This is a genomic window from Microvirga sp. GCM10011540 (assembly GCF_042650665.1).
Lineage (GTDB): Bacteria > Pseudomonadota > Alphaproteobacteria > Rhizobiales > Beijerinckiaceae > Microvirga > Microvirga lenta.
Map to the genome: position 1 here is coordinate 73837 of NZ_JBHSBQ010000010.1, position 21669 is coordinate 95505.

25 protein-coding genes are annotated in these 21669 nt (G+C 59.8%); 8 read left to right on the forward strand and 17 right to left on the reverse strand.

The window, feature by feature from the left end:
- Positions 1-149 precede the first annotated feature (149 nt).
- On the reverse strand, positions 150-509 hold the full coding sequence (locus tag ACFOYU_RS04560) for a DDE-type integrase/transposase/recombinase (protein ID WP_377032605.1): 360 nt from the start codon (positions 507-509) through the stop codon (positions 150-152).
- A gap of 650 nt (positions 510-1159) precedes the next feature.
- On the reverse strand, positions 1160-1321 hold the full coding sequence (locus tag ACFOYU_RS04565) for a hypothetical protein (protein WP_377032606.1): 162 nt from the start codon (positions 1319-1321) through the stop codon (positions 1160-1162).
- A gap of 235 nt (positions 1322-1556) precedes the next feature.
- Between ACFOYU_RS04565 and ACFOYU_RS04570 the strand changes: the two genes are divergently transcribed.
- Positions 1557-2576: an LLM class flavin-dependent oxidoreductase gene (locus ACFOYU_RS04570; RefSeq protein ID WP_377032607.1), complete on the forward strand. Its 1020-nt coding sequence runs from the start codon at positions 1557-1559 to the stop codon at positions 2574-2576.
- 266 nt (positions 2577-2842) lie between these two features.
- Here ACFOYU_RS04570 and ACFOYU_RS04575 read toward each other — a convergent pair whose 3' ends face one another.
- Positions 2843-4303 (reverse strand): tetratricopeptide repeat protein, encoded by a 1461-nt coding sequence (locus tag ACFOYU_RS04575; protein ID WP_377032608.1) that lies wholly within the window; start codon positions 4301-4303, stop codon positions 2843-2845.
- 537 nt (positions 4304-4840) lie between these two features.
- Here ACFOYU_RS04575 and ACFOYU_RS04580 point away from each other — a divergent pair.
- Entirely contained in the window at positions 4841-5323 is a 483-nt protein-coding gene (locus ACFOYU_RS04580; protein ID WP_377032609.1) for a hypothetical protein, read from the forward strand.
- Positions 5324-5547: 224 nt separating this feature from the next.
- On the opposite strand, the gene ACFOYU_RS04585 is transcribed toward ACFOYU_RS04580, so the two are convergent.
- The gene (locus tag ACFOYU_RS04585) at positions 5548-5889 is read right to left on the reverse strand and encodes a winged helix-turn-helix transcriptional regulator (protein WP_377032610.1); all 342 of its coding nucleotides are present in this window, start codon (positions 5887-5889) and stop codon (positions 5548-5550) included.
- 40 nt (positions 5890-5929) lie between these two features.
- On the opposite strand from ACFOYU_RS04585, the gene ACFOYU_RS04590 reads away from it, so the two are divergent.
- Positions 5930-6949: an NAD(P)-dependent oxidoreductase gene (locus ACFOYU_RS04590; RefSeq protein ID WP_377032611.1), complete on the forward strand. Its 1020-nt coding sequence runs from the start codon at positions 5930-5932 to the stop codon at positions 6947-6949.
- Complete coding sequence (locus ACFOYU_RS04595) at positions 6942-7355, forward strand: GFA family protein (protein ID WP_377032612.1); 414 nt, start codon at positions 6942-6944, stop codon at positions 7353-7355. The genes ACFOYU_RS04590 and ACFOYU_RS04595 overlap by 8 nt, the downstream gene beginning before the upstream one ends.
- Positions 7356-7846: 491 nt before the next feature.
- Here ACFOYU_RS04595 and ACFOYU_RS04600 read toward each other — a convergent pair whose 3' ends face one another.
- From ACFOYU_RS04600 to ACFOYU_RS04630, 7 genes are all read right to left on the reverse strand, one after another.
- The gene (locus tag ACFOYU_RS04600; RefSeq protein ID WP_377032613.1) at positions 7847-8602 is read right to left on the reverse strand and encodes an alpha/beta fold hydrolase; all 756 of its coding nucleotides are present in this window, start codon (positions 8600-8602) and stop codon (positions 7847-7849) included.
- 792 nt (positions 8603-9394) lie between these two features.
- Complete coding sequence (locus ACFOYU_RS04605) at positions 9395-10123, reverse strand: amino acid ABC transporter ATP-binding protein (RefSeq protein WP_377032614.1); 729 nt, start codon at positions 10121-10123, stop codon at positions 9395-9397.
- Positions 10120-10866 carry an amino acid ABC transporter permease gene (locus ACFOYU_RS04610; protein ID WP_377032615.1) on the reverse strand — a complete coding sequence of 249 codons (747 nt, stop codon included), beginning with the start codon at positions 10864-10866 and terminating at the stop codon, positions 10120-10122. The genes ACFOYU_RS04605 and ACFOYU_RS04610 overlap by 4 nt, the downstream gene beginning before the upstream one ends.
- A gap of 2 nt (positions 10867-10868) precedes the next feature.
- The gene (locus ACFOYU_RS04615; RefSeq protein ID WP_377032616.1) at positions 10869-11567 is read right to left on the reverse strand and encodes an amino acid ABC transporter permease; all 699 of its coding nucleotides are present in this window, start codon (positions 11565-11567) and stop codon (positions 10869-10871) included.
- A gap of 66 nt (positions 11568-11633) precedes the next feature.
- Positions 11634-12467 carry an ABC transporter substrate-binding protein gene (locus ACFOYU_RS04620; RefSeq protein WP_377032617.1) on the reverse strand — a complete coding sequence of 278 codons (834 nt, stop codon included), beginning with the start codon at positions 12465-12467 and terminating at the stop codon, positions 11634-11636.
- Between the two features lie 56 nt (positions 12468-12523).
- Positions 12524-13156 carry an RraA family protein gene (locus ACFOYU_RS04625; RefSeq protein ID WP_377032660.1) on the reverse strand — a complete coding sequence of 211 codons (633 nt, stop codon included), beginning with the start codon at positions 13154-13156 and terminating at the stop codon, positions 12524-12526.
- Positions 13157-13195: 39 nt separating this feature from the next.
- Positions 13196-14398, reverse strand: a complete 1203-nt coding sequence (locus ACFOYU_RS04630) for an aminotransferase class I/II-fold pyridoxal phosphate-dependent enzyme (RefSeq protein WP_377032618.1) — start codon at positions 14396-14398, stop codon at positions 13196-13198.
- A 108-nt stretch (positions 14399-14506) separates the two neighbouring features.
- Between ACFOYU_RS04630 and ACFOYU_RS04635 the strand changes: the two genes are divergently transcribed.
- Positions 14507-15412 (forward strand): LysR family transcriptional regulator, encoded by a 906-nt coding sequence (locus tag ACFOYU_RS04635; protein ID WP_377032619.1) that lies wholly within the window; start codon positions 14507-14509, stop codon positions 15410-15412.
- Between the two features lie 287 nt (positions 15413-15699).
- On the opposite strand, the gene ACFOYU_RS04640 is transcribed toward ACFOYU_RS04635, so the two are convergent.
- The 4 genes from ACFOYU_RS04640 to ACFOYU_RS04655 form a co-directional block, all read right to left on the reverse strand.
- On the reverse strand, positions 15700-16101 hold the full coding sequence (locus ACFOYU_RS04640; RefSeq protein WP_377032620.1) for a DUF1398 domain-containing protein: 402 nt from the start codon (positions 16099-16101) through the stop codon (positions 15700-15702).
- A 44-nt stretch (positions 16102-16145) separates the two neighbouring features.
- On the reverse strand, positions 16146-16550 hold the full coding sequence (locus tag ACFOYU_RS04645; RefSeq protein ID WP_377032621.1) for a MarR family winged helix-turn-helix transcriptional regulator: 405 nt from the start codon (positions 16548-16550) through the stop codon (positions 16146-16148).
- 186 nt (positions 16551-16736) lie between these two features.
- A complete protein-coding gene (locus ACFOYU_RS04650) occupies positions 16737-17195 on the reverse strand; it encodes a hypothetical protein (protein WP_377032622.1) in 459 nt (152 codons plus the stop codon).
- Positions 17180-17710, reverse strand: coding sequence for a class I SAM-dependent methyltransferase (locus ACFOYU_RS04655; RefSeq protein ID WP_377032661.1), 531 nt, complete (start codon positions 17708-17710; stop codon positions 17180-17182). The genes ACFOYU_RS04650 and ACFOYU_RS04655 overlap by 16 nt, the downstream gene beginning before the upstream one ends.
- Before the next feature lie 309 nt (positions 17711-18019).
- Between ACFOYU_RS04655 and ACFOYU_RS04660 the strand changes: the two genes are divergently transcribed.
- Positions 18020-18451 carry a response regulator gene (locus tag ACFOYU_RS04660; protein WP_377032623.1) on the forward strand — a complete coding sequence of 144 codons (432 nt, stop codon included), beginning with the start codon at positions 18020-18022 and terminating at the stop codon, positions 18449-18451.
- 64 nt (positions 18452-18515) lie between these two features.
- Positions 18516-18839 (forward strand): hypothetical protein, encoded by a 324-nt coding sequence (locus ACFOYU_RS04665; protein WP_377032624.1) that lies wholly within the window; start codon positions 18516-18518, stop codon positions 18837-18839.
- Positions 18840-18924: 85 nt separating this feature from the next.
- Here ACFOYU_RS04665 and ACFOYU_RS04670 read toward each other — a convergent pair whose 3' ends face one another.
- Positions 18925-19053 carry a hypothetical protein gene (locus ACFOYU_RS04670; protein ID WP_377032664.1) on the reverse strand — a complete coding sequence of 43 codons (129 nt, stop codon included), beginning with the start codon at positions 19051-19053 and terminating at the stop codon, positions 18925-18927.
- 180 nt (positions 19054-19233) lie between these two features.
- On the opposite strand from ACFOYU_RS04670, the gene ACFOYU_RS04675 reads away from it, so the two are divergent.
- A complete protein-coding gene (locus ACFOYU_RS04675) occupies positions 19234-20529 on the forward strand; it encodes an NAD(P)/FAD-dependent oxidoreductase (RefSeq protein ID WP_377032625.1) in 1296 nt (431 codons plus the stop codon).
- 27 nt (positions 20530-20556) lie between these two features.
- On the opposite strand, the gene ACFOYU_RS04680 is transcribed toward ACFOYU_RS04675, so the two are convergent.
- Positions 20557-21669 (reverse strand): amino acid ABC transporter permease, encoded by a 1113-nt coding sequence (locus ACFOYU_RS04680; protein WP_377032626.1) that lies wholly within the window; start codon positions 21667-21669, stop codon positions 20557-20559.

Genomic DNA, 21669 nt, shown 5'->3' on the forward strand with positions numbered 1-21669 from the left:
GAACTGGTCGTAAAGGCGGCAAGAGCGAAGAGCTGGCTCACAAGACGGACGTCGCCTATCGCGCCGGGCTGTGTCAGAGTGCAGTGGCCGCGGCGGATCATGCGCATCGTTTCGCAGCCCTTGAGGATGGGAGAGGCTGTTTTCATCCTCTAGAAACCGCGCGTCAGCTGGATGACACGCTTGAGCGCCCTGTGGTCCGCCCCGATGATGTTGTTGAGGTACTTTGATGTCCGGTGGTCAACTTCTCTCGACAGCAGGCCTTTCCTCCGTAAGCGCCGGATCGCCCTCGGATAAGATGCCATTACGTCGGTCGTAATTGACCAGGGTGGATAGTCGCTCATCGTCCTCAATGCTTGTGAGCAGGAAGCGGTAGGCTGCTCTGGTATTCCGCCGACCTGTTGACCATGCTTGTCAACGGCACAGAACAGATACTTCCATCCTCCGCCTACCCGCACGTAGGTTTCATCCACGTGCCATGATCCGGAACGGGATCCCTGGTACTTACGCACCCGCTTCGCGATCTCAGGGGCGTAACGCTGGACCTACCGGAAGATGGTGCCTGGGGCGACGCTGACACCGCGCTCCTGCATCATCTCAGCGAGATTGCGGTAGCTGGTCCCGTACTTGCAGTACCAGCGGACACACAGCAGGTTAATTTAACCGGGAAAGCGACGGCGTTTGAACGATTCTTGGTGAACCGCTCCTCGTTATACGGCCGAGGCTAATCCAATGGAGCTAGATCGTGGCGGCTTCGCTGAAGGTCGCAGCGGCAGCCATTGGAGCCGCAGGGGAGGCGGTGACGAGGGCGCTCGGCAGTTCATCGGGCGAGAGCGGCGGCAAGACAGCCGCAAGGGCGGCAGGCGATCCTCGTCGCGTGAGAGATCGTCGGCAGTCGGCGACTAGCCGACCCGATGATCGGTCAGACGGGGTCAGATCCCCAAACCTAGCCCTGTCCGGGTGGCAGATTCGGGGCAAGTAGCACCGAGCCCAGCCGCAGGGGCAGGACGCTCGGTCAATCTCCATCGCGGCTGAGGTTGCCTAGGGCCTTCTTCTGCTCGGTTCAGGCTCCGGCAATCCGGGCAAAATGAATGACGAGGCCAGGACGCTCGCCCTGAATCTGGAATTCATCTTCCTCGCATTGCAATGCCGACATAATCTCCTAGGCGGCAACCTTCGTCTCGCGATAAAGAAGACCGACAGCTTCAACGAAGGCGCACTCCAGGTGATCGATCCGGCCGTAGATCTCCTCCAGGCACTCCTCCTGCTTCTGGCTGCTTTCCTCCAACTGGGTGAGCCGTTCTTCAACCGACCTATTCGGCATTGGTTCCTCTGCTATTGTGACGGAGATTGGCTAACGGTGTAGTCGCAGAGATGTTGCACCGCTTCTTCGGCAGAGCCACCTTGTCCCCTTGCCTGACCATCGATATTGGCGGGGGACATCACCGCTCCAACCAAGAGTGCGAGTTCACCTCTGGCAAGCGACCCAGTCATTGCCGAAACGGTTTATAGGAAGCGTCCTTTGCTCGCTGTTCGGAGAGCATGACTCGGAGTACACAATGGTAGCGCTGTCGATCCTCGACCTTGTTCGCATCACTGAAGGCACAGATGCCCGTGGCGCACTCGACAATGCCCGCGATCTAGCCCGTCATGCGGAAGGTTGGAGGTACCACCGCATCTGGGTGGCTGAGCACCACAACATGCCGGGCATCGCGAGCGCCGCCACGTCCCTTGTGATTGCTCACATTGCCGCGGGCACCCAAACTATTCGGGTTGGGGCCGGCGGGATCATGCTTCCAAACCATTCCCCACTCGTGATCGCAGAGCAGTTCGGTACCCTGGAGCGCCTGTTTCCGGGCCGCATTGATCTCGGGCTCGGCCGCGCGCCCGGCACCGATCAGTTCACTCTCCGGGCCCTGCGCCGCTCCCCTGAGGCCGCCGAGTATTTCCCGCAGGACGTGCTGGAGTTGCAGGCTTACTTCGCCCCGGGCGAGCCGGACCAGCGCATCCAGGCCGTCCCGGCTGCCGGAACGGAGGTGCCGCTGTGGATCCTCGGTTCGAGCACCTTCGGCGCGATACTCGCAGCCGAGCTTGGCCTGCCCTACGCATTCGCGTCGCATTTCGCTCCTGACCAGCTTTTGCCCGCACTCCGAGTCTACCGCAACCGCTTCAAGCCCTCCGACCAGCTTGACCAACCCTATGCAATGGTGGGGGTCAATATCATCGCTGCCGATACGGACAAGGAGGCACACCGGTTGGCGACCACGCAGCAGATGTCCTTCGCCGATCTCCTTCGCGGGGCCCGTGGGCTGAGCCGCCCCCCGATCGATGACATCGAGAGCTACTGGTCACCGGCGGAAAAGGCCCAGGCGATGCGGATGCTCGCCCGATCGGTCATCGGCTCTCCTCAGACTGTTCGAGAGGGCATCGATGCTCTCGCTGCGGAGACCGGAGCCGACGAGCTGATCGTTGTCTCGGATATCTACGATCATTCAGCGCGGCTGCGCTCCTTCGAGCTGATCGCAACAAACCACGACGATCATGCGGATGCTGCTATGGCCGTTGGCAGAGCCGACTAAGTTCGCAAGCCAGTTCAAATGAGACAATGCAATGGGTCCGATTTGACAAGCACCGTGCCAGCATATGGACTGGAGCAAATACCCGCTTCTGGCACTTCGCGGAAGTCCGCCGCGGGTCTGATCTCGCAAGGAACAGCGGACATTCCGGGAGGGCAGGGGATCGTCACTGCATGACAGGGGCAGACTTTCAGCCGGGGTCAGGAGTTGCCGATTTCTTGTAAGAAGACAGGATACTCAAACGATGGAGCTATTTGCTGGTACGAGGTTCATGGTGCCTCTTCAGGGACACCCGCCTTGCGAAGACCCTCAACGAAGGTGTCGCAGTGTGCAAACCTATGCATATGCCTGCGGACCAGACTCAGGCTCAGAGGCGCCCCACCCATCCCGTTTCGAACGGCTAGCAGTTCCGTGGCCTCTTCTATCAATCCCAAGTGGCCGCAGCAGCTGATCAAAGTGTTGAATGGCCCAGTGTAGTCCGTGAAGCCGGAAACGGACACTCTCAGAAAGGGGAGCGCCTCCTCGAAGCGACGCGCCGCCAGAAGGGCAAGACCGTGGGTGGTCGTGTAGAATCCGGAGAAACTATCGAGCGGGCTCATGCGCAGGGCCCACTCGGTCTCGACGATCGCCTCTTCAAACCGGCCTGCTCTCAGGAGCGCCCAGCCGAGCGCCGTATGACCGAGCGCGAAGCTCGGGTTGAGCGTCAGGGCGCTTCCGAGCTCCGCCAGCGCCCGCTGATGCTGACCAGCCGTGCTGAGGCACAGCCCAGACACCATCCTGGCCCAGGGCTCGCCGGGATCGAAGGCCAGAGCGTCCTGCGCGTGAATGGCGGCTTGCTCGTAGCCGGCGTCCACGTCGGGCGTCCACAGGCACATAGAGGCCCACCAGATCGCCCAGCTCAGGAGGGCATGGGCTCTTGCATAGCCTGGCTCCAAACCGATGGCACGCCGCAAGAGCAACTGTGCTTTTTCGTTCTGCGTCCGCTCTACCTTGTTGAGGAGGGTCATGGCCTGGACTACGAGGCCCCAAGCATCAATGCTGTCCGGCTGCTGCGTCGAGGCTCGAAATCCTTCCTCGGCATAAAGGTGCGGCTCGACCGCAGCGACGACCCGCTCAGCGATGTCGTCCTGTACGGCGAAGATGTCCTGCATCTCGCGGTCATATTTCTCGGCCCAGATATGCTTGCCCGTAGTCGCGTCGATGAGCTGGCCGGTGACGCGAATGCGCGTTCCGGCGGTTCGGACTCTGCCCTCCAGAACATACCGAATCCCCAGATCATGGGCGACCTGTCGGACGTCCACGGCCTTGCCCTTGTAGACGAAGGTGGAGTTCCGGGCGATTACGAACAGCCACCGCAGACGTGCGAGAGCCGTAATGATGTCCTCGGTGATGCCATCGGCGAGAAAATCCTCCTCAGGATCTATCCCCATGTGGACGAAGGGCAAAACGGCGATGGACGGCTTGTCGAGGGGCTTCAAATCTACGGTCTTGGACGGCTGACGGGCCGTGCCGGCCGGTAGCCGGATTGATCCACCGCTCATGGACCGCAGGGAAAGCTGTGTCTGGCTTTCGACGATCGACAGCGTCTTGTCCGAGAAGTGACCTGTCAGCAACTTATCGACCGTCGACTTGCCCAACTTCGTCTTAAACGCGAACTGCTCGCGCGACATGCGTTCCCGCGCGATGTAGTCCCTGATCACGGCTGCAATCTGTTTCCTATTGTCCAGCATCACCCAGCCTGGCCGTGGGCTCCCGGAAAATGGTCGGGCAACTTCCGGAAATTATAGACAACTTCCGACAAGAGCCACGGAAAAAACGTTCGTTACAACCGCCGCACCGCCGAAGAGGCAGGTCGTCAAGCGCATTGCCGGACGAGATATTTGGAGGGAAGACCATGTCCGATTGTGTCGAACAAACCAGCGAGGCCTTGAGAAGAGCCGCGGAACGAGACTCCGAGACGCTATTTCCGGCGCTGTGCGGATGCGAGGCATGCAGGACCACGGAGCTGATTGCAGTCCCTTCGATCGGCACCTGCGCCGCGTGTGGAGCCGAACTAACGGTGCTCACATCTGCGACGACCTCGCAGGCTCTCGATCAGGAGCCGGAGGTCCTGTCGCCATTTGCAGCGTAATAACATTCATCAGAGGCGGGGCGCATTCCGGTGCCGGGTCCGGAACTGCATGACGTCTCGGCCATGGGCCGCGGTCGATCTCACAACCGTGGCCACGTCTCGCCAGTGCTAAATTGTATCAAAAGGATCAGAAGCTGTGGCCAATCTGTCGAATCTCTTTCTCCGGACGGCTCTCTTGTTTCTTGGAACGGGCGTCGCCATGGGCATATTCATGTCTCTGTCGCAGGACTTCACGATCAGGCCCGTGCATGTGCATGTGAACCTGCTCGGCTGGGTCGGCTTTTTCCTCTACGCGCTATTTTATCGCCACTTTCCGCACGTTGCCGCAACCCGGCTTCCGTGGATCCATTTCTGGACCGCCGTCATCGGCCTCCCCGCAATGATGGCGGGTCTCACGCTGGTCGTCTTCGGATATATGAGTTTGGGCTTGCCTCTTTTGCTCGGCGGTGAACTCGTGACTGTGATCTCGGTCGCACTCTTTATCCATATCGGCTTCACGGCAACGAAGGCCGAGCCTGCCTCGGCGCATCGCGAGAGCTTCGCACCGGCGGAGGGATCGGATCGAAGATTGCTACGAAACGATGAAGCCCAAACGCAGATGCCTCGACGGTATGGATGATGGCTTATGCCGTTTATGTCTTGTGCATCGGGATAACCCTCCGGGCGGTATCGCTGCGGTGAGAATCTGGACATTTTAGGTCCGCAGCTGGCACACCCGCGACCTAAGCTCGACGGCCGCAATCCTCACCAAAGCGGACACTTCGAAAACGCAGGGAATTTCATTGCCTGACCCAACGCTGACCTTCAGTGAACCGGGGCACTCAGTCCCTCCCTTCTTGTTCCTCAGGCAGCCGCGCTCCGATGCGACTTCCAGGCTTCGTGCTGTTTCCCCCATTTCGACATCGCGGTTACCGCTTCGTTCAGGCTCAGGCCCAACTGCGTAATGGAATACTCAACCCGCGGAGGCACTTCGCCGAAGTCATGACGAGCGATTAAGCCATCCGCCTCCATCTGGCGTAACTGTTGGGTGAGCACCTTCTCGCTGACGCCAGGCAAGAGGCGGCGCAACTCCGCGAACCGGTGCGGCCGCAGATGCAATTCCCACAGCAGTGAGATTTTCCACTTGCCGCCGATCACCTGGAGAGCGGTTCCAAAACCGCAGCTATCTGGCTCCTCGCTCCGCATGCGATAGCTCCTGTCTAAGCCTAGGGTAGCTTACCTGAAGGTGCGTACTTCCAAACAATCTAGGAACATATATCTTCGAACCCGGCCGGCCAAACCGAAACTGTTTCTGTCGAAGCGATCTTCAACAATCGGAGAAATTGCCATGAAAACGGCAGTCTGCGTTCTTGGCGCGGGCCGGATGGGCTCGTCTATTACTAGGACTTTTCTGAGCCACGGCTATGAGACATGGGTGTGGAACCGCACCCCGGCCAAGTGTGAGCCGCTGGCGTCGCAGGGCGCGCAGATAGCCCCCTCTGTGGCGGACGGAATCCAGGCGGCTGACGTCGTCATCATCAACGTCCTGGACTATACTGCCAGCGCGACATTGCTGAAGCACGATAGTGCCACCTCAGTTTTGCCTGGCAAGACGGTCGTGCAGCTCACCTCGGGTTCGCCGCGCCTAGCGAGGGGGGAGGCCGCCTGGGTGGAAGCGCATGGGGCCTTCTACTTGGATGGCGCGATCATGGCGACACCCGACTTTATCGGCAAGCCCGAGGCGGCACTACTCTATTCAGGGCCTCGAAAGGTGTTCGAGGCGCACAGGAGCCTGCTGTCCGCTCTCGGTGGCGGCACGACCTATGTCGGGGACGTTCCGGGCCAGGCCTCCGCGCTCGATACCGCTCTGCTGACCCAGATGTGGGGTGGGCTCTTCGGCGCCCTTCAAGGCATGGCTGTCGCTGAGGCGGAGAACCTCCATCTTGAGACATTCCGGAACCAATTTACCGCTTTCAAGCCGGTCGTCGATGCTGCGCTCTACGATCTGATCGATCGGACCAGAGCTCAGCGCTTTTCCGGTGACGAAACCACCCTGGCGTCGCTGGGCGCCCACTACAGCGCCTTTCAGCATCTGCTCGAATCCTGTGACGAGCAAGGCCTTGACGCGTCTCTCCCCCAGGCTATGGATAGGTTTTTCCGTCAGGGGCTCTCTCAAGGAGGCCCGGAGAGCGATCTTGCCGCGCTGGCCCCGTTGTTCCGGAAGGGCCACACCGTCGCTCCGCCCGCGGAACTCGCCAATGTATGACGCAGGACAGACACGAGTGGCGGCCTGTTCCTGCCGGAGCGTCGAACTCGTCCTCGCAGGCGAGCCCCGGCGCGTCTATGCATGCAGTTGCCTTGAGTGCCAGCGCTGCACCGGATCGGCGTTCTCGTACCGGGCGATCTATCCGGATGCAGCCATCCTCAGCCAAAAGGGGGAGACGCGATCCTGGCGGCGAAGCGGCTCATCCGGACAATGGCTCGAGCAACATTTCTGCACCACGTGCGGATCAGTCGTGTTCATGCGGGCCGAAGCCTTGAAAGACGCGCTTTCCGTGTCGGCGGGCTGTTTGGAGGATGAGCAGTATCCTGCACCACAAGTTCTCCACTGGCCCGAAAGGAAGCACCGGTGGCTATGTCTGGAAGGTGTTCCTGACGCCAGTTCTGCGTGAGTACCTATCAAAGTAGGCGTGTAATCTGAGAGCAAACAAAGCACATCCAACACTGAGAAAGCCTGCCTTGCGTTCCGAGGCGGGCTTTAGATGTATTCGAGCTCACTATGGGTGGTTTATAGCCAACACTTGCACTAGCCGCCGCTTGGTCGCTGAGCCAGGAACGCCTCATATAGGCACCGGGCTTTCGCGAGGCGGAGAAGGATAGCTGCATTGCTTCAGACCTCGTGAATTCTCAAAAGGTCTGAACCTGGCACGCCTGCGAGGTTTTGCGCGAGGGCCGCAATCCTCACGTAAGCCGACGTTCCGGAAAGTGAATAGACTTCACTGCCTGACCCGGAGCTGACCCCGACGCCTGCAGCATCACGGACTGGAGCGCCCGCCCCTCCGCTTTCGTTTCAATGATCGCGGATATGATAGCGGACGTTCGCGATTTTTCCCACCAGCTCCAACAAAAAGTCCTTGCGCGCGCTCGGCAGAGGGAAATCTGACTACGGATCTTGGTTCGGCTCGAGCAGCCAGTCCCGAAGCGCCTCAGTGACGGCGTTAGGGTTCTCGAGCGGGGTCATGTGCCCGCTCCCGGGAATGACGACCAGCTTCGCCTGCGGGACCAGGCGGGCCATCTCGTAGTGGTCTGCCAGGGGCGTCACCCGATCGTTTTCGCCGCACAGGATTGTGACGGGGCATGTCAGGGACCGAAGGACCTCGGTGCCGTCCTTTCGTTCGATGCCGTTCTGCCGGACGAAGGTCTCCGCGCCGAGTCGCTCCGTCATGGCCCTGATCCTAGCAACGATCCGCTCATCCGCGACATGGGAAGGATCGAGGTAGGTGGTCAGGAGGCGATCGCCGAAACCGTGGAACCTGCCCGGCGCAAGGGCCGCCTTGTTGAGTGCATGCCGACCAGCCAGGCGCTCCGACGTATCGGGGCGAAAGGACGTATCGAGGAGGGCGAGACGCGTGATCCGACCAGGGGCAAGGCGGGCGATCTCCTGAGCCACATACCCCCCTAGGGAGAACCCGGCGAGCGCAAAGCGCGCCGGTGCGTCGGCCAGCACGCTCTGGGCGAGTTCCCTTTGGGTCCCGCCCTTGGTGATGTCGGCAATATGGCACGTCGCAATCCCGGAAAGCCCGCTAACCTGATCGCGCCAGAGCTCGGCATCGTTGAGTAGGCCAGGGATCAGAATTAACTCCGCTCGTTCGGCACCGGCCGAGCGGCTCTCCGTCCGGCCCTCCGCCCTCTGTTTCATCCCATGCTCTCCTTGCTACCGGACAATGCGCATTCCTTACACCTCACAAACCACAGAATTCCCGCTCAGGCGAGCAAAGCCATGAAGCCTGACTCTGCGCTGGGCTTGTCTCCTGAGGGGCGAAACAGCAAGGCGATATGTTTGTGTTATCTGCCCGGCGTGGATCCCATAGAAGCCTGAGAATTCAGACGCGGGCGAACTGCTTATGCACACTTGAGATCTTGTCACGCTGAGCGGATCCGATCGGCTCTGCCAACGACGCCGGACCATGCGCAGGATGGTGTCGCGGCTCACCGGCAGCATCAACCACCTCGCCAGGGCCGAGCTTGAACGGCCGTCGAGCGCGAGACCAAGATGATGAACAATGCTTTCCAACCGCATCGTGCACTGCGCCAGCGTCTCCAGCGCATTGACGAGGCGCTTGGCGAAGATCCGAGGCGCGCTACGCCCTACCGCACACAGGAAACACCTCGCGGCGATCCGTTGGCGTGACCACCGACCGGCACAGGGCAGATCCCAGACGTGTCGCTCATGCCGGCGGGGGATTCGTCCAGAACTGGTTGAGCAGAGTTGTCACGCCTTCCTTCATCGTGCTTTCGACAGCGAGCCCCGCCGGGACCGCCGCCGAGATGCTGAACATCGTCTGCATGCTGGTGATTCTCCTGCGGATTCCTCCGCATGCGAGCACCGGACGTCATCAGATTCTAGTCAGCCCCCTCTTCGGAGCCGATGAGGAGTCCTTTAGTGTGCCGACTCACAACGCCTTTCGCCCAGCAGCCCAAATCGGAGTGGCTAGTGCCGCAGGTCAGCGAGGAAACGTTGCGAGCGCGGATGCTTGGGGCTGGAGAAGAACTCGTCTGGCTTCGTGTCTTCCAGAAGGACACCTTTGTCGAGAAACCAGACACGGTCCGCCACCTCACGCGCGAATCCCATCTCGTGCGTGACGCACATCATGGTGATGCCCGTGTGCGCGAGGCCCTTGATGACGGCCAGCACCTCCCCGACCATTTCCGGATCTAGCGCCGAGGTTGGCTCGTCGAACAGGATGATCGGCGGATCCATGGCGAGCGACCGTGCGATGGCAACGCGCTGGCTCTGCCCGCCGGACAGCTGGCTGGGATAGGATTCGGCCTTGTCTTCCAGGCCCACACGGGCAAGCAATGTTCGCGCCTTTTCTTCGGCCTCGGCGCGGCTCATGCCGCGGAGCTTACGCGGAGCCAAGGTGATGTTGTCCATCACGCTCATGTGCGGGAAGAGGTTAAACTGCTGAAAGACGAATCCAATGTCCCTGCGCAGGCGGTTGACGTTGGCCGTTTTGGCATGGGTCTCCTGTCCGTTGACCGTGATTGTTCCGCTGTTGATTGGCTCCAGGCGGTTGATGGTGCGGATGAGCGTGGTCTTACCCGACCCGGAGGGGCCGCAGAGGACGACCACCTCACCCTTTTTTACCTCGGCGGTAATGTCGTTGAGGACCTGAAGATGTGGCCCGTACCACTTATTGACTCTGTCGAAGCGGATCATGGCATCGGTTCCGTAGCCAGAATACTTGTCTGGGGTTGCGCCTGGCGCCCTCCGGGACTGCCTTGGCGGCTGTGCGCGATACGCTGTTCAAGCCAGCGTGCTGATTGCGTGAGCGTGAAGCAGATAATGAAATAGGTAATGGCGAGGATGGTGAAGACTTCCACAGGCTGGACAAGGAGCTGACTATTCAGCTGGGCGGCCGCATAGGTAAACTCGTTGACCGAGATCACATAGCCGAGCGAGGTCTCCTTGATCAGTGAGACGAACTGGCCGATGAGCGCGGGTAGCGAGTTGTAGAGCGCCTGCGGCAGAATCACGAGCGCGAGCGTCCGGAAGTAGCCGAAGCCCAGCGAGCGAGCTGCCTCCTCCTGCCCCTTCGGCAGCGCCTGGATGCCTGCGCGGATGACCTCGGCCAGATAGGCACTCTCGTAGAGCACCAGCGCCCCGACAAGGGTCCAGAAGCCGCTGAGCGGCCGTCCGATGAGGACCGGCAGCGCGAAGTAGCTCCAGAAAAGGACCATCAGGAAGGGAGTGCCGCGTACTACGTGGACGATGAAGGCCGCTGGCAGGCCCACCCACCGAAACGGGCTGATGCGGGCAACGGCAAGAAGCACCGCGACAGGAAATGCCAGCGCCAGTCCAGCGACCGCGATCAGAAGCGTCGCGACGATGCCCCCCAGCGGCCCGTTCGGATACTGGCCAATGAAAAGCAGCATCCAGTTGTTCTGAATGATCTCCAGCATGGTTACCGTACCTGCATGCTGAGGCGGCGTTCAGCAAAGTTGCCGACGGCCATGATGATGAAGGAGAGAAGGAGGTAGAGGCCCGTTGCGACCAGGAATATCTCGAAGGTACGGAAGGTGTCGCTATCGATCTGGCGCGTCTGGTAGGTCAGTTCATGGACGCCAATCGCCATTGCGATTGAAGTGTTCTTAAAGAGCAGCAGCGAGTGATTGACCAACGGCGGTATCGACAAACGGAGAGCTTGCGGTACCACGATGTACGACATCGTCTGAATGTAGTTGAAGCCGAACGAGCGCCCGGCCTCGTACTGCGTCACCGGCACTGCACGGAGGCCGCTCCGGAGCGCCTCGGAGATGTAGGCGGCGTGACAGAGCGCGATCGCGATCATAGCGAGAATGAATTCGCTGTTGTTGCGGTTCAGCCATTCACGCCAGGCCTCCGGAAGGATCTCAGGCATGGCGAAGTACCAGAACAGGATCTGCACGAGCAGCGGGATGTTCTGGTGGATCTCGACGAAGACGGAAACGAACCAGACGGCGGGGCGGAAACCCGTCGCCCTCAGTACAGCCAAGGCTGTGCCTACGATGAACGCAAGCACCCATGCGCCCGCAGCCAGCAGCAGCGTGACTCGAAGACCCGCCAGGAGCCAGTCGATGTACTGGTCTGTAAGGACGGCCGAGAAATCGAACTCATAGCCCATGGCGATCCTCTCGATGCAGTCAGTCCCCGGTCACAGAGCCGGGAACTGAAGCTCATGATATCTGGATCAAGGCGCCGGGCGCAGGACCGGATCGCTGACAGGTTCGTCGAACTTGAACGGTTTCTTCATCTTATAGGCGGTCGTTTCGCCGAGCCACTTGTCGAAGATCTTCTGGCCTTCGCCGCTCTCCTCGAGGCGCTTCAGCGTAGCATTTACCTGCTCCAGAAGGGCTGGCTCGTTCTTGCGGATACCGAGGCCCCAAAACTCTTCCGCCACTGGCTGGTCAATGAACTTGAACTTCTGACCAGTCTGCGCGACGAACTTCTCCGCGTTGATCTCGGACAGGATCATTGCGTCGACCTTCGATTGAGCAAGCGCCATGAACGCCGACGGCGGGTCCTGGAATGTCAGCAGCGTTGCCTGCGGAAGAGCCTCGCGCACATAGCGTTCGGAGCTTGACCCCTTGGGTGCGCTGATTCGACTTTTCGCAAGATCGTCGATGTTGGAAAAATTGGAGTTGGCCTCCACGAGAAGCTTCTGGAGGCTGACGAAATACGCCGTGGTATAGTCGATCTGCTGCGCGCGCTCAGGCGTGTACCCGAGGTTTCCGGCAAGGACATCCACGCGTCCCTGGACGAGCTCAGGAATGCGCGCTTCGACCGACATCGGTTTCATCTGCAGCTTCACGCCTATGTCATCGGCGATCGCCTTGCAAAGGTCGATGTCGTAGCCGACAATCTCGCGGGTGCTAGGACTGGCGAAGCTGAACGGCTCGGCCGTTCCCAGCGTTCCGCAGATCAGCGTGCCGCGGGACTTGATGTCAGCCAACTGGTCGGCAGTGGCGGTGCCGACGGATAGCGCCGTGGCCGCCAAGGCAATGGTGAAGAGTTTTAGCTTCATTGTTGTATTCCCTCATGTTCTTACTTAGGCTTATACAGGCTGAACGCCTGCAGTAGTCAGGCCTTTGCGTAGGCTCCAACATAAGTTCCTTCGGCGATTTGCCGAAGCATTTCTTCTTCCTTGCGCTCGTGGGCGCGGACTGCCTGGAGGAGCTCGCTGGCTACCGTCGCCGGGAACGCGACCACCCCATCGGCATCGCCCACTACGATGTCGCCCAGGTTGGTGACCATTCCGCCGATGCAGACTGACTCGCCGATCGCGCCCGGACCGTGCTTGTATGGCCCCCGGTGGACGGCTGCGCGTGCGAAGACAGGGAAATCTTCACGACCTATGGTGCCGCTGTCGCGGATGGCGCCGTCGATCACGAAGCCAGCGAGCTTCCGGCTCTTAGCGATCGCGACCATAATTTCTCCGATGAGCGCACGGGAAGTCTCGCCTCCGCCGTCCACCACGATAACATCGCCCGGTTGAGCTAGATCCAGTGCCTTGTGGATGAAGAGGTTGTCGCCTGCCGCGACTTTGACGGTGTGCGCTCGGCCGACCATTGTGCCGGCGATGCGGTGGAACGGACGCAGGCCGACCGCGCCCGGCAGGCGCTCAAGATTGTCACTGATCACCGCCGTCGCCGCTGTGCGGAACTCGGACAACAACGCATCAGATAGATCATCATGGGCTGCAACTGTCGACATCGTTTTCCTCATTTTCGGGATCACGTTCAACCACGTGTCCTAGACGAGCGCCTCGCAGGCCTTGCGGATGGCCCGGCAGCCGGCCTCTATATCTTCCATCGCCCCACCGAACGACATCCGGAGGTAGGGAGACATACCGTAGGCGCTTCCGTCGAGGACAGCCACATGGGCGCTCTCGAGCAGGTAGAGAGACACATCAAGGTCGGATTCCAGGACCTTGCCGTCGGGCGTGACTTTCCCGATCAGGCCGGCAACGGACGGATAGAAGTAGAACGCCCCCTCCGGCTTGTGGAGGTCCATGCCGGGAGTGCCGTCCAGCAGTTCAAACATGCGGTCGCGGCGCTTCCGGAATGTCTCGGTAGCCTCTGCCACGCAGGCCTGATCGCCGGAAAGGGCAGCGGCGGCAGCCGCTTGGCTCACGGAACTCGCACACGAGGTGCTCTGGCCGATCAGCTTGTTCATGGCGGTGATCAGGACAGCCGGGCCGGCCGCGTAGCCGATGCGCCAGCCCGTCATCGCATAGGCTTTGCTAACACCGTTCACGATCAGGAGACGGTCCTTCAAGTCCGGCGCCACCTCGCCCAGGCTCAGAGCCTTTCCTTCGTAGGTGAGGTGCTCATAGATCTCGTCGGTCATGACCCACACGTGAGGCGACCCGCGCAGCACCTCCGCCAGCGCCGAAAGGTCCTCACGGGAGTAAACCGCGCCCGTCGGGTTGTTCGGTGAGTTGAGCACCAGCCACTTCGTCCGAGGCGAAATAGCAGTCCTCAAGGACTCCGACGTGAGCTTGAAACCGTTCCCTTCAGGACAGTGCACAATGACGGGCTTGCCGCCGTGGATCGTGGTGATGTCAGGGTAGCTGACCCAGTAAGGTGCAGGGACAATCACCTCGTCGCCCTCGTTCAGGGTCGCGGCGAATGCCTCATATATGAGCTGCTTGGCGCCGACGCCGACGATCACCTCGTTCAAGGTATAGTCTAAGGCGTTGTCTTGTCTGAGCTTCTCGATGATCGCCTTGCGGAGAGCGGGTGTGCCCATGGGGACGGTATAATGCGTGTCCCCGCCTTCCGCAGCCGAAGTGGCTGCACTGACGATGTGAGCAGGCGTATCCAGGTCGGGTTCGCCGATGGTGAGGTCGATAACCGTCTTGCCTGCAGCCTGCAGCTCCAGGACCTTCTGCTTGGCAGCGATGCTCGCTGAAGGTTTCAGCGCGATCACGCGCTCCGCAAGCCCGATCGTCATCTTACGTCTCCCCATCAGGTGGACTCTGACGAACGTCAGGCTAATGTTGACCAGTTATTGAAAAAAGAGATAATAAATCATGACGTTCCATCACTTTTTGGCATAATAATGCTTTCGCTCCGGCAGATTGAAGCACTCGTCTGGATTGCCCAGCTTGGGACATTCGAACGTGCTGCTGCCAGACTCAACACGACCCAGTCAGCAATTTCGAAACGCATGAACGAGCTAGAGGCTACCGTCGGCTTCGCGCTTTTCGATCGGTCCCAGCGCGGTTCAAAGCTGACGCAACGTGGGGAGGAGGTACTCGAGATCGCGCGCAAGATGCTCGAGCTTCGGGACGAGGTCGCAGCGATCAAGTCCGGTAGTCGTGCGGGGATCCAGCGCCGGGTGCGGATCGGCGTCACCGAGCTGACTGCCATCACTTGGCTTCCTCAGCTGATCTTCGCAATTCAAGGAAGGTTCCCGGGCATCACAATCGATCTTGAAGTTTCAAGCAGTCGTACGCTGTACGAGAGCCTTCAGAGCGGCCAGCTAGACATTATCGTCTGTCCCGATGTAGCCAACGAAACTAACGTGAAAACAGTCCACCTGGCGAATGTCGATTTCGGGTGGATGGAAAAGCCTGGTTTTACAGGGCAACATCGGATCCTCCCCCTGCAGGAGCTGGTATCTTATCCGCTGCTGCTGCAGGGAGGCCGTTCCGGAGCGGGATCTCACCTGGCCAAGTGGCTCCTGTCCGAGCGGCTCGTTTTCGAACGCGTATTGATCACCGACAGCCTGATGGCAGTTGTTGGCATGACGGTGTCTGGGCTCGGCATCAGCCACGTGCCGCGCCTCTGCTTCAAGCACCTGATTGACGATGGAAGGCTGAGGGTCATCGAGACGAAGCCGCTGCTGCCTGAGATCCCGTACGTGGCCATTTTCCGGCAAGATCATCCCTCACAGTTCATCGGGTCGCTCGCCGAGCTGATGCGGGAACTCTGCGATTTCTCGGAGAGCCTCGCTGAACCATGACGATCGCCAGTTGACGCGTCGCCACACCCACAATTTTCGACGTAAGCCATTGATGGATAAGGCATGCATTGGGCTCCAGGCACGGAAGGTCTCACATTTGCACATTCGCAAAGAAAGCCAAATGTCTGCTGACAAAGGGTACAACAGACATTCCCGAGGCGTTCCCAATTTCCTCAGATGACCCGGAGCGGACTCAAGCTATTCCGAAGCAGCATAGTTTGTACCCGGCACGGATTCCGCAATTCCCGTTCTGCGAAACCTGTAATAATGCCACAAGATTTCGCCGATCACTTAGGGAAGTGTTCGACATGGGTTTCGGCGGTGCGCCCGAAGTAAACCACGCGGCGGCCAAGGAACGAGACAAAGTAGCCTGCACAGCCTGCCGCCTTCACCTTCTCGCAGAAACCCTTGTAGCTGTAGTCGGGGTCATTCGCCTGCGCCCACCGCACCAGCGCCTCTACGCTATTCGCGTTGAAGGATTCAGCTACCGTTCCTGCCGAAGGTTGCATATCCAGCAAAGTACTGTCGCCATCAGGCACATAAAAGATCTGGGTGTTACGGCGGTAATCCACCACATAGCCTTCGAAGCCGACGGCAATTAGCTTGCCCACGATTTCAGGGAAGCTGAGGCTGCCGTCGTGCGCAGCGTTGAGGCAGGTCTGGGCAATAGAAATCCGTTCCGCATCCATGGCGGTTCTCCCTTTTGATTCATGGGTCGGGATGTCCGTGGCGGTTAGTCCGCCGGGATATTCCTTAGCCCGCGCCTTGCAGCGAGAGCCTTCAATGTCCGGTCGAGCGCCTCCCGCTCGTCCATTGTCAGAACGCCGAAGTACTCGGCATCATTCTCGTCCGCGAGTGACGCCAGAACCGGCACCTTCGCACGCCCCTCCGCACTCAGCAAAAGGCTGTGTGCCCTCTTGTCCTGTTCGCTCTCTATCCGTGCTACCAGCCCTTTTGCCAGCAGCCTGTCGGCAAGTTTGCTAATTGCGCCCTTGGTCATGCCCATTTTCTCGGCGAGGACCGAGGGCGCTACCGCTTCCTCATCATAGAGCGCCCTCATGAAGGACCATTCCGCCACTGTGACGCCCTCGGTGGTGACCTTGCGGGCGAATTCCTGCGACACGGCGTTGGAAACCATGCGCATCCAGTAGCCGGTGTGTGTGGTTAGGTCCGAGATAGGGGGCATGCGTAAACTTATCCTGGTTGACTAGGAAACTACGTGCATGTAGTTTCCTAGTCAACATAAATATGTTGTGCGGGTGCCATAAAGGCAATTATCGGAATTGGAGGATGTGGCGACATCCTTCCTGCCCCGTCACTTTCCCTATAGGATATTTGAGCTTGGATTGGCCAAGCGCCCCTTCGCAGCCCATGCCCGCGCAGCAAGCAAGATCTCGCCGTCGGGACCTGTGGGAAGTCGTCTACGGATGGTGTCCCGAAGGTGCTGGCGCGCCTGCTCATCAAGGGACATGCAGTACTTCGGCGCTGAGCCGGTTCCGCCCAGAAAGGGTGTCCAATAATCATCGAAGCTCTCAAAAGCGGCAGGAATATCGATAGCCCGGACTTCCACATCTGTCAGGCCCGCGCTCGCGAGTATCTCAGCCAAGGGGCCCGGCCTACAGAAGGGTGCCTTCACGCCGTCGTCGAACTCCTTGGCCCTGGAATCCAGCGCATTCGCAGCATCAAAGAAATATCGCATTACTTGCATGTGCCCAGGATAGTCCCAGACATACAGTGCAACCGTGCCTCCCGGCCTGATGACACGGATCATCTCTCTGAGCATGGCGTCCCTGTTTGGTACAAGTTCAGAACAAGCCCGGAGACGGCCACGTCGAAGACCCCATCGCCCTCTGAGAATGCTTGGGCATCTCCCTGCTTGAAAGAGACGCGGGGATCATCGACCTGCTGCTGAGCAGTCTCAAGAAAGACCGCGGAACTGTCGATGCCGATGATGCGGGCAGGTTCACAGTCTCTGAGTATGGCCGAGGTCAGAATGCCAGTTCCGCATCCGACGTCAACCCAGTGTGCCCCGGATCGCGCGCCAATCCAGGTGGTGAAGATCGGAGCGACGCTCCGGCTCCACCGGCCCATATACCGTTCGTAGGCATCGCTTGCGCCCCAGAGGTTCGGCTGTGCTGTCGGCATTGGGGATCCTGCTGCTTGCCTTGAAACATACAATACGAGCGAACGGGCAAACAGATCATTCGAGGGGATGGTCTCCGCTACATAATAGCACCGCTTCGCAGAGTTCCATAAACGGCCTTCAGAAATTCCACCCAGGGACCGGGAATGTCGCATATTGGCACATTTGCGAAGTAGGCCGAATGTCCGCACGAGTAGGGCCCATCGGACATTCACAAGGCGTCGGCAATCTACTTCCGTGACTCCTTGCCGACATTCCGGGTTCCGAAAAGGATCATCTTGAAGTCTCCAGAGAAGATGAGCTCGGCGAGCTCCGGGGCGGCATCAATGGACCCCCGGCCAGGGCGACAGCAGGGAGCTGTTAACAGATCCCTCACCATGCTGAGCGGAAGGCAGCTGCGCGAGTGAACGCCTCCTTCGGGTTCCGGGTTACCTCTGCGAACTCGCACGAGAAGGGCCACCCGTATGATGTCGATCTCATCGTTGTGGAGCCGCGTTCCTCAACCTGAGGGCCGGCTCGCAGAGGCAAGCCGCACCCGTGTTCTCGTCGTTGAGGATGACCTGCTTGTCGGGGTTGCGGCAGGCGAAGCGCTCGAGGAGGCGGGTTTCTCTGTCCTGACCGCCGCCAGTGCCGAGGAGGCCAACGTCATCCTCGCTGAAGAGGTTGTTGACGTGCTATTCACGGACATCGACCTGGGTGGGCTGGATGGATGCGATCTCGCCCACCAGGCCCTAAGAACACGGCCTGGCCTTGCGGTGATCCTTACCTCGGGCCGCGCGCGAAGGTGCCATGCCGATCGCCTTCCGCTAGAAGCCGCGTTCCTCGCCAAGCCTTACCGGTTGGCGCACTTGGTCGATGAGTTGCTTCGCGTCGTTCAGGCAAAATCGTCTCATTAGCAGCCCACGTCGGATCCGTCGCGACAGGATCTATCACCGGACCTCCATCGCAAGGGAGATACCTATGCGCATCGCACTTACCATTCTTGGGAGCATCAATCTTCTAACATCCTCAGCCCTTGCTCAGGTGCCGGCTGAGGTCGAGGCGTGTCGCCTATCAGGGTTGGCGGCCCTCCAGGAACGTTCGCCGTCCATTCAGCATCTCACCTTCGATATACAGTCGCTGGCCATCTCCAAGGCGGACACCAAGGTTGAGGACACACCGATCCGGATGGTCGTTATAGGCGAAGCCTATCTCCAACGGGAGAAAAGCGATAAGCCGAACCGCTTCGTTTGCCTTGTCAGTGACAAGGGCAAGGTGGTGCTCACCTTCTTCACTGAACAATAGGCACCCTTACGCGGGGATACGGCTCCGCTTTCAAACAGCGCATGCGCAGAGGCGCGGATGTCCGAAGTCGCTGCACGGGCTTCCCCTACTTGCGGGCCGCCATAAGGTCATGCATCAGCACCGTGAGCTTGCCGATCAGGGGCGCCATATCGCAGGGATCGCACGACCATTGGGTGCCAAGAGCGCCCCCGATGAAGGGTGCGCCGGTAAGCACGGCCGGTTCATCCCATTAGTTACTGTATTGTCTATCGCCACGCAGTGACGAACACGACGGTCACTGTCGGTTTGCTCCCGGCGCCGAAAGATTTGGTTATGCTCATGGAAGCCGAAGGACCTTTGCACCAGAGGAGGCTCCCGCTACTGTCTCGGGTGAACCCAAGGACCGGGGCGTTTGATGAACGGATACGGAGATACCTACTACGCCCGCACACTCGCTGATGTGTCGCAACGGCCTTCTCTTAAGGGAGCAGTGACCGCTGACGTCGTCATCATCGGCGGGGGCCTCGCAGGTCTTACGGCGGCACTGGATCTGGCACGTGCGGGGCGCTCCGTGGTGATCTTGGAGGCTGAAAAGGTCGCCTGGGGGGCTTCCGGACGGAATGGCGGCTTCGTCGGACCCGGATACGCGACAGGTCACGCCGAAATAATTCGCATGGTCGGAGTTGAGCAGGCGCAGGTTTTGCACCGCCTTTCGATCGAGGGTGTCCAGATTGTTGAGGAGAATATGGACAGCCTTGCCATGGGCGAAAACAAGCGGGTCTACGGCAAGTTGAGCGTGCTCCGATACCACGATCAGGACAGCCTCGAGCGGCATTGCGAGATGATGCAGAGGGAGTTTGGCTATCATCTCGAAGTGATGCCAACCGACGCGGTACAGGATTTACTGCGGTCACCGAAATACCATCAGGCGCTTTACGACCCCGCGAGCTTTCATTTTCATCCTCTCAACTACGCCCGCTCTCTGGCGAAGGCTATCGAGGCCTTGGGCGGGCGCATCTTCGAACAATCCCGGGTCACAGGATGCGATCTCGACCGGTCGGAGAAAACCGTCAAAACAGCGCAGGGTGAGGTGAAAGCGCGTGACGTGGTCCTGGCCGGGGGAGGATATACAGACGACCTGGTGCCCCGTTTGCGCCGTAGTATTCTACCGATTGCAACGTATGTGCTGCTGACGGAGCCAGCGCCGGGCAAACTGGCGGAGGCGGTGCGCACGCCAATGGCAGTTAGCGACAACCGGCGTGCGGGGGATTACTACCGCCTTGTTGATGACGGGAGGCGCCTTCTCTGGGGCGGCCGGATCACGACGCGCACTACTGAGCCTCGGCGCCTCGCTCAGATGATGCAGAAGACAATGGTCTCCACCTACCCGCAGCTTGAGGGCGTGCGCGTGGAAACAGCATGGTCAGGCCTTATGGCCTATGCCCGTCACCTGATGCCTCTCATCGGGCAACTCCAACCGGCGGTCTGGTACGTGTTTGGCTTCGGCGGGCGTGGCATGAACACGACGGCCATCGGCGGACGCGTGATCGCAGAGGGAATCCTCGGATCAAGTGACCGCTTCCGGTTCTATGAACCCTTCTCTCTCACATGGAACGGAGGTCCGTTCGGCGTTGCCGCAGCACAGCTCACCTACTGGACCTACCAGGCGATGGATCTCGCCAAGGAACGTCGCGCTGCCCGAATGGCCTGATGCGGGCCTCCAGGTTCTCACGATAAGCTAATCGTACCCGAGCCGCATGCGACGCTCCAGGAACCGGCTATAGGCGCCCATCCCGTAGGAGAATACCAGGAACACAGCAGCCGCGAAGACGTAGCCTTCCAGCACGGCAATACCCACCCAGTTTGGATCCGTCATAGCCGTGCGAACAGTGGAGAGAAAATCGAGGAGGCCGATAATCGTGACTAGGGTTGTATCCTGAAAGAAGCCGATCGAGATATTCACTAGCGGCGGGATCGCGATCTTCAGCGCCTGGGGCAGAACGATGAGACGCATGGCCTGCCAATAATGCAGGCCCATAGCACTGGCAGCCTCGTGCTGCCCTCGCGGGATCGCCTGCAGCCCGCCGCGCACGGCTTCTGCGATATAGGCAGCGGCGAAGATGATGATCGCGATCTGGGCCCGCAGCAATTTGTCCACTGTAATCCCGCTCGGCATGAAGAGCGGAAGCATGACAGAAGCCATGAATAAGATACTAATGAGTGGAATGCCCCGGATTACCTCAATGAAGATAATGGCGATCACACGGATGGCTGGAAGCTTGGAGGATCGCGCTAGGGCGAGCACCACTCCCAGAGGAAAACCGAGTGCAAGCCCGACTGCGGAAAGCAGGAATGAAAGGGGGAGGCCGCTCCATTGCGTCGTTGGAACATAGGTGAGGCCGAAGACGCCGCCCCAGAGCAGGACCCCCGTCGCTATGATCGTAACACCCCAAATAGCGAGGAGTTTCCTGGTCCAGAAGCGCGGGATCATCGTAATAACAATCGCGCCGAGAAATAGAATCATCGCGAGCAGGACGCGCCAATGCTCATCGTAAGGATAGACGCCGAAGATCATGAAACGGATCTTGGCTTCGTAAAATGGCCAGCAGGCACCTTGCCCCACTTTGCAGGCCTGGGCGCCTCCTTCGGTGACGGCCCGGGTCACAAGCCAGCCGTAGGCACCTTTCGCCCCGAGCCACATGACCCAGAGGCAAGCCAGCGTGATCGCCGCATTGACCGGGGTGCCGATGAGGGGCTTGAGCGTCCGATGGAGCAGGCGGCGATCCACACCCTGGTCGCGCCGGACCGGCATCTTCAATTGCGCTTCGGCAATGTCGGTTGCAGTCGTCAT